The sequence below is a fragment of the Pyrococcus kukulkanii genome, assembly GCF_041647995.1.
Taxonomy (GTDB): Archaea; Methanobacteriota_B; Thermococci; order Thermococcales; family Thermococcaceae; genus Pyrococcus.
Window position 1 is genome coordinate 40,467 of sequence record NZ_JARRIB010000007.1, and the last position, 11,214, is coordinate 51,680.

The 11,214-nt window shown below is 45.4% G+C and carries 11 protein-coding genes and 1 pseudogene; 10 read left to right on the top strand and 2 right to left on the bottom strand.

All coding sequences use genetic code 11. The features are described 5' to 3' along the window. Positions 1 to 4 precede the first annotated feature (4 nt). The 3 genes from P8X24_RS11555 to P8X24_RS11565 are packed head-to-tail and all read left to right on the top strand — an operon-like array spanning position 5 to position 4,008. Positions 5 to 1,180, top strand: coding sequence for a hypothetical protein (locus P8X24_RS11555; protein ID WP_372916403.1), 1,176 nt, complete (start codon positions 5 to 7; stop codon positions 1,178 to 1,180). Positions 1,181 to 1,219: 39 nt separating this feature from the next. After that, a complete protein-coding gene (locus P8X24_RS11560; protein WP_372916405.1) occupies positions 1,220 to 2,233 on the top strand; it encodes an ATP-binding protein in 1,014 nt (337 codons plus the stop codon). A 32-nt stretch (positions 2,234 to 2,265) separates the two neighbouring features. Further along, a complete protein-coding gene (locus P8X24_RS11565; protein ID WP_372916408.1) occupies positions 2,266 to 4,008 on the top strand; it encodes a radical SAM protein in 1,743 nt (580 codons plus the stop codon). Here the strand turns inward: P8X24_RS11565 and P8X24_RS11570 are convergent. Continuing rightward, complete coding sequence (locus tag P8X24_RS11570) at positions 3,993 to 5,162, bottom strand: ATP-binding protein (protein ID WP_372916410.1); 1,170 nt, start codon at positions 5,160 to 5,162, stop codon at positions 3,993 to 3,995. The two genes, P8X24_RS11565 and P8X24_RS11570, sit on opposite strands and share 16 nt — an antisense overlap. A gap of 141 nt (positions 5,163 to 5,303) precedes the next feature. Between P8X24_RS11570 and P8X24_RS11575 the strand changes: the two genes are divergently transcribed. The 3 genes from P8X24_RS11575 to P8X24_RS11585 all read left to right on the top strand — a co-directional run bounded on the left by P8X24_RS11575 (position 5,304) and on the right by P8X24_RS11585 (position 7,059). Beyond that, on the top strand, positions 5,304 to 5,765 hold the full coding sequence (locus P8X24_RS11575) for a phosphoribosyltransferase (RefSeq protein WP_372916412.1): 462 nt from the start codon (positions 5,304 to 5,306) through the stop codon (positions 5,763 to 5,765). Between the two features lie 209 nt (positions 5,766 to 5,974). Further along, positions 5,975 to 6,490: a hypothetical protein gene (locus P8X24_RS11580; RefSeq protein ID WP_372916414.1), complete on the top strand. Its 516-nt coding sequence runs from the start codon at positions 5,975 to 5,977 to the stop codon at positions 6,488 to 6,490. Beyond that, positions 6,487 to 7,059, top strand: coding sequence for an MBL fold metallo-hydrolase (locus P8X24_RS11585; RefSeq protein ID WP_372916416.1), 573 nt, complete (start codon positions 6,487 to 6,489; stop codon positions 7,057 to 7,059). Before P8X24_RS11580 ends, P8X24_RS11585 begins: the two co-directional genes overlap by 4 nt. Here the strand turns inward: P8X24_RS11585 and P8X24_RS11590 are convergent. Further along, positions 7,040 to 8,017: an ATP-binding protein gene (locus P8X24_RS11590; RefSeq protein ID WP_372916418.1), complete on the bottom strand. Its 978-nt coding sequence runs from the start codon at positions 8,015 to 8,017 to the stop codon at positions 7,040 to 7,042. The two genes, P8X24_RS11585 and P8X24_RS11590, sit on opposite strands and share 20 nt — an antisense overlap. 121 nt (positions 8,018 to 8,138) lie before the next feature. Here P8X24_RS11590 and thpR point away from each other — a divergent pair, with 121 nt between their 5' ends. The 4 genes and pseudogenes from thpR to P8X24_RS11615 all read left to right on the top strand — a co-directional run. Further along, the gene (gene thpR / locus P8X24_RS11600; RefSeq protein ID WP_372916420.1) at positions 8,139 to 8,693 is read left to right on the top strand and encodes an RNA 2',3'-cyclic phosphodiesterase; all 555 of its coding nucleotides are present in this window, start codon (positions 8,139 to 8,141) and stop codon (positions 8,691 to 8,693) included. A 5-nt stretch (positions 8,694 to 8,698) separates the two neighbouring features. After that, positions 8,699 to 10,039, top strand: coding sequence for a CCA tRNA nucleotidyltransferase (cca, locus tag P8X24_RS11605; protein ID WP_372916422.1), 1,341 nt, complete (start codon positions 8,699 to 8,701; stop codon positions 10,037 to 10,039). A 295-nt stretch (positions 10,040 to 10,334) separates the two neighbouring features. Beyond that, a complete protein-coding gene (locus P8X24_RS11610) occupies positions 10,335 to 10,946 on the top strand; it encodes an IS607 family transposase (protein WP_372916424.1) in 612 nt (203 codons plus the stop codon). Beyond that, positions 10,943 to 11,214: pseudogene (locus P8X24_RS11615) on the top strand (RNA-guided endonuclease InsQ/TnpB family protein); the annotation flags it as partial. The gene P8X24_RS11610 and the pseudogene P8X24_RS11615, both read left to right, overlap by 4 nt.

The following is an 11,214-nucleotide window of genomic DNA, read 5'->3' on the forward strand; positions in this document are numbered from 1 at the left end:
AAATGTGGAAATTGTGGGCTTATTCTTGGCAAGTGAGCTTCATGGCGAAAGTTACTATAGGAAGGTCATGGAGAGCTTTAGGGAGGTATTCCCTAAGGATCTCGTGAGCTTTAAGGATGTGAATGAGGTTTCTGGAGTAGATGGTGCTGATATTGTGTTACTTTTCCTGTTGACTGGGGGAACCAGTAAGAAAGCCAAGGAAGTAATAAAAGCTGGAAAGCCGACAATTTTAATTACCCATGGAAAGCACAACAGCCTTCCAAGCGGTTTATCCGCTAAGGCTTGGGCTGAGGCGAATGGTTACAACGTTTACCTGTACCATGCGGAATCTCCTGAGGAGCTAATTGGTTTAATAAGGGGGTTGAAAGCGTATAAAAGGTTGAAGGGCCTAAGGATCCTCGAGATAACGAGTGATGGTAAAGTAAGCGAAAACGCTAAGGCCTTCTCAGGGGTTTTTGGTTCTAAAGTCTATGCCATAAGCTACGAAAGGATAAAGGAGGTTGGGTGGAGTGCAAGCGAGAGTGAAATAAAAGATCTTCTGGCCAAGGTCAGGGTTCTCATAAACGCTGAAGGGGAGAAGGTCAGGGATGTCGTGAGGATTTATTACGCGCTAAAGAAGCTAAAGGACGAGTACAAAGCTAACGCTATAGTAATTGACTGCTTCCCCTTCGTTGTCAAGTATAAGGTTACCCCCTGCCTTGCTGTGGCAATGATGAACGCCGAGGGAATTCCAACGGCATGTGAGGATGACTTTCACAGCTTGCTCATGCTCACGATAAGCTATGAGCTAACCGACAGTCCCGGATGGATAGCAAACCCAAGTGGATTCACGAAAAATGGTGAGCTGAAGCTTGCTCACTGTACGATAGCACCTACCCTGGGGAGGAACTGTGGCATAGTTTCCCACTTTGAGAGCGGTTGTCCCTATGCCGTAACGTGCGAGATAAAATATGATAGGCTCATAATAGGTAGGGTGAGCCTAGACTACTCAAAGCTTTCCTACTTCGTTGCGAGAAAAGTGAGGAGTGGCCTCCTTGAGGAGGGCCTCTGCAGAACTCAGCTGGTGGTGGACATAGGAAGGGAGTTCTTAGAGAAAGCCTTAGGTAACCACCACGTCGTGATGCCCTACACCCCTGAAGCATTGGAGGGTCTGAAGCTCGTTGACTGGCTCCTGGGATAACCTTTTTACTCCTTTATCAATATTAGCTTAGGTGGTAGCATGTTCTTCGATAGGGAGAGGGAGCTTGGGAAGTTGCTGAAAATGGTTTCCTATGATCCAAACATGATAACCTTTATCTACGGCCCGATAAACTCTGGGAAAACAGTTCTAATGTCTGAACTAACTAAAAGAATTGCTAAAGACTTCACGGTTTTTTATATAAATCTGAGAGGACGTTTTGTTAATAGCTATGAAGACTTTATGAAGGTTCTCTTTAGTGTTAGGGAAGGCTCTCCGAAGGAACTCTTGGCAGAACTCCTGAAAAGTGGTCTAGCTTATGGTGGTATTCCAGTTCCTGAGGGGGTTTTTAAAAAAATCCTGGAAAATAAAGACGAAGATCCCTTTGTATTCCTCGAAAATTACTTAAGAGAGCTTAAGGAGAAAGGAAGAAAACCGATTTTGATAATTGACGAACTGCAGGTTGTGAGTGATTTAAAGATAGATGGTCTTTTAATATACAAACTCTTTAACTTCTTCGTTAGGCTCACAAAAGAAACTCGTTTAAGCCATGTTTTTGTCGTTACTTCTGATAGTCTCTTCATAGAGAAGGTCTACAACGAGGCAATGCTCCAGGGAAGAGCAGATTACTTCCTAGTTGATGATTTTGAGAGAGAAACTGCCCTTAAATTCCTCGTGTCCCAGGGATTCACTAATGATGAGGCTGAGTTAGTTTGGAGCTACTTTGGGGGTAAGCCTGTTTATCTTGTTGAAGCACTAAAGCATAGGGAGGAACTCAAGGAGTGGTGCGAGGGAACGCTTGAGGATAGGACGAGTTGGTTAGTCCTCTCCCTAAACTCGATGAGGAGAAAGAATCCAGAGTTATTCAGGGATATTTTGCCCCTTCTTAATGAGTTTAACGATAAAGAGGCAATAAAGTGCAATGAGATCGACGATGCAGTTTTCTGGACTGTTAAGAACAATGTCCTCTTCTTTGATCCGAGGAAAAGACTTCTAAGGCCTCAGGGGAGGCTTGAGCTCTTGGCAATAAGGAGGGCGTTGGATGAGGTTGGATAAGGTTTTTATCCCCTCCTGTGTTCTCGTCTAAGATGATAGTTGCAATAATAGACGGCTACACGGACGAGCCCGCGGGGCTTGGCGTTCCTCCCTACATAGGTCTCTACCCAAGGTACGCTTATGGTGCGATAAAGAAGGCTAGGAGAGATGCTAACGTATTCTACCTCACGATTGACGATTTAAGGGCGACATTCGAGGGTGAAGACGGCATTAGGACGAAGAACAAGACGCCAAACTTCCCTAAGGTTAGGGAGATACTTGAGAAAGCCGATGTTATAATCTTCATTGGCGGCCTTCACACTCCTGGAAAGTATCTCTCCGCGGTTCCTGGGAGCGTTGAGGAGGTTGCAAAGTTCATAAGCGGATTTAATGCTGTCAAGATCCTTGGTGGTCCCGCTTTCATGGGCTCAGCAAAGATGGGTGGAGTTAAGATAACCACAAAGGAACTCAAGTTCGCCGAGGAGGTTTTCGATTACGTAGTCTACGGCGACCTTGAGGCCTTCCTCTACGACTACTTCTCGGGAAGGGATCTAGATCCCTTTAGGTTTAGAAGCTATGGGGAGTTGCAGCTCTACGCTTTACTGGGAGCTGAAGTAGTTAAGCAGTTCCCGGGCTATCCTGAATTCGTATTAGCCGAGATAGAAACCCAGCGTGGCTGTCCCAAGGCAATGGGTATAGGGGGCTGTTCCTTCTGCACGGAGCCGGTTCGCTACCCCGTCGTAGAGAACAGGCCCCAGGAATTCGTTGCCCAGGAAGTTGAAGTCCTATACAGGTTGGGAGTGAGGCACTTCAGGATAGGGAGGCAGAGCTGCATCTTCTCCTACATGGCCGAGCCCAACGGCAGGGTTCCAATTCCAAAGCCCGAGGAAGTTGAGAAGCTGTTTAAAGCAGTTAGAAGTGCTGCACCAAACGTTAAAACCCTCCACGTGGACAATGCAAATCCAGCGGTGATCGCTAACTACCCCGAGGAGAGCAGAAGGATTGCAAAGGCCATAATTAAGTACGGAACCCCGGGGAACGTGGTTGCCTTTGGATTGGAAACTGCGGATCCAAAGGTTGCCAAGTTGAATAACCTCAACGCTACTCCAGAGGAAACATACGAGGCCGTAAAGATAATAAACGAGGTCGGGGGGAAGAGAGGCTACAATGGTCTTCCCTGGCTCCTCCCTGGGATAAACATAATCTTTGGACTTCCTGGAGAGACAAAGAGAACGTACGAACTTACATTTCAGTTCCTGAAGAAGATACTCGACGACGGCTTGATGGTTAGGAGGATAAACATCAGGCAGGTCGTTGTATTCCCTGGGACGCCGCTTTGGAACATGAGGGATAGGGTGAAGACTGAAAAGCACAAGAAGCTGATAGAGCACTACAGGCACAAGATAAGGCATGAGATAGACCTCCCAATGCTCAAGAGGGTCGTTCCAGTAGGGACGATTCTGAGGGACGTGAGGATGGAGGTTTATGATAATGGTTTAACTTTCGGCAGGCAGTTTGGAAGCTACCCCCTGATAGTTGGCGTGCCCAAGAGGCTCGAGCTCGACAAGTATTACGACGTAATGATAGTCGACCACGGGCTTAGGAGCGTCACCGGAATTCCGGTTCCAATTGACGTTAACAGGGAGAGCTCCAAGGTTTTGAAGTGGCTCCCTGGGGTAGGAAAGAAAACCTTAGCTAAAATTCTGGCGAAGAGGCCCTTTAAGAGCGAGGATGAGTTCCTTAATTTGCTTCCCCAGGATGTGAGGGGCCTTTATAAGGGTCATGTTAAGTTATAGAGGAACTCTGGAATTTCCTCTCCGCCGATAACTATCACACCCCTGGGATACTTCCTCTTTATTCTCCCCGACTTAACCTCGATTTTGATTCCCTTAGCAACTGCGTCGATCTCATATTTATCCGTTCTGAAATAAAATACCTCTCCAAATTTCCTGTATAGGTGTTCCTGCACGATCCACTCGTACAGCACCTCTTTTCCTATCTCCCTCCCCGCCCACTCTGCTAAAGCTCTTGCAATTAGGGGGTCTCTTATTATGAACTTCCTATCTTTTCTCTCTATTATTCTCCCTCCTTCATCCCTGAAGGGTATTTGAAGGAGAATGTGAAGGGCTTCAAACACTTCAATGTACTCTCTTACCGTCGGAACTGATACGCCTGACCTTTCGGCAAGCTTTCTGAAGGATACAGGATCGGGAGCAACGTCAATTATGGCTCCGATAACATCCCTAGCAATGCTCGTGCTCTTTCCAAGGGTTAGAATATCTGATTTTATCGTTAAGATCACGTCTTTTGTCGTGAGCATGCCATTGAGATAGGCCAAGTATCCTCCGGTTTCTAGGTAGTTCTCGAAGATTTCACTGGCCTTTGAGCGAGCAAACTCTTGGTAGAATAAGTGATAGTACTCTCTGAATGAGAGCGGAGTAACCTCTATAATTCTTCCTCTACCCATTCTTCCCCCAAATGCTCCTATAATTCTTTCTCTGGCGAGGGTTATTGATCCGGTTACCGTGAGAACGTCATCAATGAATTTTTTCCTATCAATAAGGTACTTAACTCCCCTCCACCAGTCCGGGAGTAAGGTTACTTCATCAAGGAATATATACGAGCTCTTTACTCCTTTGCGCCTTCTTATTTTGAAGTATGCTTCCATTATCTCAACGAGTTCTTTATAGTTCTCTAAAATGCTGCAGTCGAAGTAGAATACTGAGTACGGGTTTTTTGAATTCTCCAGGATGTTTTTTATCAGTAGCTTCATTCCGAGGGTTTTCCCAACTCTCCTTGGTCCGAGAATGAAATTAAGGGAGAATGGCTGGAGGGAGATTTCTTCTATCCACTTCGGCGTTATCCTGTACCTCAGCTTCTTAAATTCCTTTAATTCAGGATCTTCCTCATGTATCCACCATGGATTCTGATCTTCAAGTAGTCCAATCATGTTAACTCATACTTTACATATCTTTATAAATATTGTTAACTGCTGTTTTACACAATATTGCAACATCCTGACAAACATGCCTCAGCTTTTCGGTGGATTTTTAAATTCAGGTGTTAACTGGAGAGCAAAGGGGGTGAGAAAATGGACAAGGTCTATCTAACTTGGTGGCAGGTTGACAGGGCGATATTTGCTCTAGCCGATAAGCTGAGAGAGTACAAGCCAGATGTAATCGTTGGCGTCGCAAGGGGAGGGTTAATTCCAGCCGTTAGGTTGAGCCACATCCTTGGTGATCTTCCGCTCAAGGTAATCGACGTTAAGTTCTACAAGGGGATAGATGAGAGGGCTGAGAAGCCTGTAATTACAATCCCGATACATGGGGATCTCAAGGACAAGAAGGTTGTGATAGTGGATGACGTCAGTGATACTGGAAAAACCTTAGAGGTAGTAATAGGGGAAGTGAAGAAGCTTGGTGCGAGGGAGATAAAGGTCGCCTGCTTGGCTATGAAGCCATGGACTTCCGTAGTTCCGGACTATTACGTCTTCAGGACTGACAAGTGGATAGTCTTCCCATGGGAGGAATTTCCAGTCGTTACCAAAGAGTAGCTTTATATATTTTTGACCAACTTTAAATCATGAAGTGGATATCACTATTTGTAATGCTGTTAATCCTTCCTTAGGTAGCTGCTGGGAATGATGTGGTGAAGGAGTGCTCCTGGGTTGTCACCTTTAATTCAACTTCCCCGTGATTCTGCGTTAACATTATTGATTACCACGACTTTGGTTCAAATGTTTTAGTTATCGGCTCCGCGAAGATGCCTGCCCACCCTAGGGACTCACTTTGGATGGCAGTTTTGGACAGGGACGGGAATTTGGCTGTACAAAAGGTCATCGCCTCGGAATACTATATGGTTCCAGAGGCAGTAGTCTTCCTAAAGGACTCGGCGATAGTGGCTGGGATTGCTGGAGGAGGTAGCGATGCTCCTTGGATAGGTTACTACTTTGTAGCCAGAATACTCAAGGATGGGAAAGTATCTTGGGCAAAGTACTACACGGAGGGCTTATCTGGGGACGATATTTTCTGGACGCTTAACGTCACCGGTCTGAAGTGCCAAGATACATGCATTGTGAATACGGAATCTTCAAGCTTCGTGATGAAATTGGATGGTGAAGTTATAGCCCCCGAGAACATCACAGGTTTTACCCTTAATTATGAGGAAATTCCCACAAATTTCACAGTTTCTAGGTCTGAGTTAAAGTGCTTCCCATGGTGGACCCTTGGTGTTATAAGTGTCCTTGCTTTAATCGTGATATTGAGGTGGAGGAGATGATCCACAGGATATTTGACAGGTTCGTTAACGTGTACATGATCGAGAGAGAAGACCACTTAATCCTCGTAGATGCCGGTCTCGAGGAGACCTGTGAAAAGATAGTTGAGAAAGTTAAGGAGCTTGGTAAGCCTTTGACCATGGTCTTTCTTACCCACCACCACTTTGATCACACGGGCTCCCTGAGATGTCTAAAGGAGAAGTTCCCAGGGATTAAGGTTGTTGCCCATGAATTAGATGCTCCCAGGATTGGGGAGGTGGATGTGAAAGTTAAAGGTGGAGAAGTCATTGAGGGATTGAAGGTATTCCACATGCCCGGGCACACTCAGGGCAGCATAGTTCTCTTGGACTTGGAATCAAAGTCTTTGTTCCCTGGGGATCTCCTGATGGAGGAAAATGGGAGGTTAAAGGAGATTCCACGGATGTACTCCTTGAATCCTGAAGAGAACAGACAGAGGATCAAGGAATTGCTTGAGATAGACTTCGAGAACCTTTATCCAGCCCATGGTGAGCCCATAATAGGAAACGCAAAGGAGAAAGTGGAGGAGCTCGTCAGGGAGCTATTTCCCTGATTGCGAGTAGATCGAGCCTTGACTGTGGCTTTAGGATTCCCCTTACAGGATCGAAGAACAGGATGTTGTTTTCCACTAGGTACTCTATTTCCTCATCAATTTCTTCAACAATAATCTCTTCCTTATCCTTAAACTCTTTGAGAATTTTGAAATTCCTTCCCTTTATTATCTCTTTTATTTGCCTTTTCCTTAACGAAAGCTGGCTTGCACAAAATTCTTTTATGTTATCCTTGTTGTTTATAGCCTCAATCAAGAACACGGGTTTACCTCCGAAGTATTTCCACGTTAGCTCAATTTCTTCACTTGAGAATCCGTGTTTTCTTAAGAACTCTTCGGTGGTTTTATAATCGAAATCGTCTACGAGGAAGTATCTCGCCCTCCCATAGAGCTTCGTTTCTCTGAACACTCTCTCTATAAACAGCGAATCTGAGGTTATAGCGAAGACGTGGGCTGAGTGGTTCTCCTTAGTCAGGCTTATGAAGAAGTTGAAGAGCTCGTACAGCAGGTAGCCGTTTATCTTAATGTCCTTAATCTTCTGGAGCTCGTCCAATACTATTATTGGCGTCCTTCCGCTGTCCTTGAGCTTCCTTGTAAGATTCACGATGTACTTGAATGCATCTCCGGGCTTATCTCTGCTAAATATCTTCTCAAGTAAGTTTCTTGAAATTGGAATTCCCATGAACTTCGTGGTTTCCTCCAATAAGTCGAGGAGTAAGTTCTCTTTAACGTCAAAGGTTTCGAAGAGTTCTTGAATAAAGTCCCTGTAGTCTTTTATCATTCTCTCCCTGAGGTTGATGTAGAATGCCACGTAGTCCTTCGGGAGATCTTCGATTACCTTCTTAATTAAAGCTGTTTTCCCGCTGTTTATTGGCCCATAGATGAATGTAATTAGCGTTGGCTCACTTTTTATTATCCTCATAAGTCCCTCAATTTCCTTCTCCCTGTTATGGAACTCCATTTTAATCACCGTCAGTCATCGCAGGCCTCATCACCGGTCAGAGCTGGATCCTTCATCATCCTTTGATAACTCTCCCCAAAATCTCTTTAACCTTTCTCCCTAATTTTCCCTAGGTGGTATCATGAGGGCGTTTATAGCCATAGACGTCAGCGAGGAGGTTAGGGATGCCATAGTTAGGGCTCAGGACTTCATAGGAACTAAAGAGGCGAAGATTAAGTTCGTTGAGAGGGAGAACCTGCACATAACGTTGAAGTTTCTTGGCGAGATTACGCAGGAGCAGGCCGAGGAGATAAAGAAAATTCTCGCGGAGATAGCCAAAAGGCACAAGAAGCATGAAGTGAGGGTTAAGGGAATAGGGGTCTTCCCGAATCCAAACTACGTTAGGGTTATATGGGCTGGAGTTGAGAACGACGAGGGGATAAAGGCCATAGCCCAGGATATAGAGAGGGAACTTTCAAAGCTAGGCTTCAAGAAGGACAAGGAGTTCGTTGCCCACGTTACAATTGGCAGGGTTAAGTTCGTTAAGGATAAGCTCGGCTTGGCAATGAAGCTCAAGGAATTGGCCAACGAGGACTTCGGAACCTTCAGGGTTGAGGCGATAGAGCTGAAGAAGAGCACGCTAACTCCAAAGGGGCCGATATATGAAACTTTGGCAAGGTTCGAGCTCTCGGAGTGATATCCATGGAGCTTTTAGCTCAAGTCCTTGAGAGGATAAAGCCCAGGGAAGAGGATTATAAAGAGTTGAATGAAGTTAGATTGTATCTCCTTGAGCTAGTTAAATCCTCATCAGAGGAACTTGGTATCGAGGTTAGGCCTTACTTTGTTGGATCCCTTGAGAAGGATACCTTTCTGAGGGGCGATCACGATATAGACTTGTTCTTGGCCTTTCCATTGGATATCCCCCTTGAGGAGCTCAGGGAGAGGGGTCTTGAGCTAGCCAAGGAAATCGGGAAAAAATTGGAGAGGTATGAAGTGGCTTACGCTGAGCACCCCTACGTTAGGGCCTACTATAAGGGTTTTCAAGTTGATCTCGTCCCCTGCTATGACGTTAGGGATTGGAGGGATGTGAGGACTGCCGTTGATAGGTCTATACTCCACACGAGATGGGTTCTAGAGAACCTCAACGGGAGGAACGATGAGGTTAGACTGTTAAAGAAATTCCTAAAGGGAATAAACGCTTATGGGAGCGAGATCTACGTTAGGGGGTTCTCTGGATACCTTGCGGAGATCCTCGTTATAAAGTTCGGCTCCTTCCTAGAGGTTCTAGAAAAGCATGACTTCATGCTCAGGCAGAAGGTTATTGATCCTGGGAATTGGCTTAAGAGAGAGCCCGAGATAGCGATGAAGACCGTAAAGAGGGAGGTAGAGGAAGATAAACCCTTGATAGTTATAGATCCTATAGACCCCAGGAGGAATGTTGCGGCCAACTTAAGCTGGGAGCGCTATGGCCTCTTCTACTTTAACGCGAAGAAGTTCCTGGAGAGCCCTTCGCTTAACTACTTCTTCCCCAAAGTTGCTGTAGGGAACTACTTGGAGGAGCTCAGGAGGAAGAGAACTCACCTTCTTACCCTCTTATTTGATCCACCTGATATCGTTGATGACCTTCTACTGCCCCAGGTTGAGAAGACGGCTAAAGGCCTAGCTAGGCAACTCGAGCTAGAGGGCTTTAAGGTTCTAGGGATTGACTACGGTAGAAACTTCATCTTCCTCGAGGTTGATAGGCTCGAGAGACCGAAGGTTTCGATAAAGAGGGGGCCCCTCTACTTCTCGTCACATGGCTTAAGGTTCTATGCTAGAAACGAGAGAGTTTGGATCGAGGGGAAGGATCTCTACTCTGAGAAGTCCGTCGAGGGTTGGATAGTTGACGTGGTTGAGAAGATACTGAAAAGTGGTATGTTCTCTGCTGGGAAGCAGGTTAAAAAGGCCGTGCAGGAGGCTAATATATTGGTGGATTACGTTCCAAGGAGTTTACGTAAGGATGCTTACGTGTTCCTCTCAAGGATGAAGTTTAGAGTCAAGTGAAGCTGTTATATAACGTTATACACCGTTTCATCCTAGCGAGAACGGTGTGGTTAGGTACACACCAGACTCATTTCCTGAGCTACTTTTCTACCTGGTCGTGACGGGTCTTCTTCACGTGGAGTTTTATCTCCCGTGATACTACGGGTGCCTGGCTTAGACTACTCTGTTAATCCTCCTTCTCTTTCAGTTCACTATGGCGGAGCGGGTCACTCGAACACTCACAGGCTGTTCTCTGAGTAGTGTCTTTCGAAGGGTTTAAATATTTTCGTTGCATACTAATACTTAGGTGTCATTAATGCCCAAGTTTTACAAACCTTCAGAGGTTGCGGAACTCCTCAATTACAATAAAGTCACCATAATCCGCTGGATCCACGCTGGAAAAATCAAGGCCATCAAAATAGGCCGAGACTACAGAATTCCAGAAGAAGAAGTTCAAAAACTACTCGGTAAAAAACAAGAAACAACAAGAGCAGTCCTCTACGCCAGAGTCTCAGGAAGAGACCAGAAAGAAGACTTGGAAACCCAACTCAAAACTCTTGAACAATATGCAGTTAGTAAAGGCTACCAAATCGTGGATGAGGTTAAGGAAATCGCCTCAGGATTGAACGAGAACAGAAAAGGCCTCAAAAAACTAATCAATTTAGCAAAAAACAAGGAGTATGATGTCCTCATCATCACACACCCTGACAGGCTCACACGATTCGGGTTCAAATACCTGGAAGAACTCTTCACAGCCTACAACGTGAGGATTGAAACAGTCTTCAAGAAGGATAAAACACCAAAAGAAGAACTTGTCGAGGATTTGATTACAATAATAACCAGTTTTGCGGGAAGACTTTACGGTCGCAAGAACAAGAAGCTCGTTCAAGGATTCAAAAAACTCCTCACGGAGGTCGAGAACGAGTGAAACTGACGAGAACAGTAGTCCTCGAAAGCTACCCACTCACAAAGAAGAAGTTTAAAGCAGTGAAAGAAGTTTACAGTGATTACTCCAAACTCCTGATAATTCTCACCGAGTCTGCTTTTGAAAATAAGATTAGGAATTCAATCAAGCTTAGGAGTTCCATACCACCAGAACTGAAAGGGGAGTATAAACTTCCAAGCCACTATTACTACACTGCCTGCCAGGATGTAGTTGCTAGAGTCAAGGGTTTTCTTGAAAAGAAGAGGAAGGG

Excerpts from the sequence above, each read along its gene's own strand:
- P8X24_RS11560 (WP_372916405.1), top strand. The coding sequence starts at position 1,220 with ATGTTCTTCGATAGGGAGAGGGAGCTTGGGAAGTTGCTGAAAATGGTT.
- P8X24_RS11565 (WP_372916408.1), top strand. The coding sequence starts at position 2,266 with ATGATAGTTGCAATAATAGACGGCTACACGGACGAGCCCGCGGGGCTT.
- P8X24_RS11570 (WP_372916410.1), bottom strand. The coding sequence starts at position 5,162 with ATGATTGGACTACTTGAAGATCAGAATCCATGGTGGATACATGAGGAA.
- P8X24_RS11575 (WP_372916412.1), top strand. The coding sequence starts at position 5,304 with ATGGACAAGGTCTATCTAACTTGGTGGCAGGTTGACAGGGCGATATTT.
- P8X24_RS11580 (WP_372916414.1), top strand. The coding sequence starts at position 5,975 with ATGCCTGCCCACCCTAGGGACTCACTTTGGATGGCAGTTTTGGACAGG.
- P8X24_RS11585 (WP_372916416.1), top strand. The coding sequence starts at position 6,487 with ATGATCCACAGGATATTTGACAGGTTCGTTAACGTGTACATGATCGAG.
- P8X24_RS11590 (WP_372916418.1), bottom strand. The coding sequence starts at position 8,017 with ATGGAGTTCCATAACAGGGAGAAGGAAATTGAGGGACTTATGAGGATA.
- thpR (WP_372916420.1), top strand. The coding sequence starts at position 8,139 with ATGAGGGCGTTTATAGCCATAGACGTCAGCGAGGAGGTTAGGGATGCC.
- cca (WP_372916422.1), top strand. The coding sequence starts at position 8,699 with ATGGAGCTTTTAGCTCAAGTCCTTGAGAGGATAAAGCCCAGGGAAGAG.
- P8X24_RS11610 (WP_372916424.1), top strand. The coding sequence starts at position 10,335 with ATGCCCAAGTTTTACAAACCTTCAGAGGTTGCGGAACTCCTCAATTAC.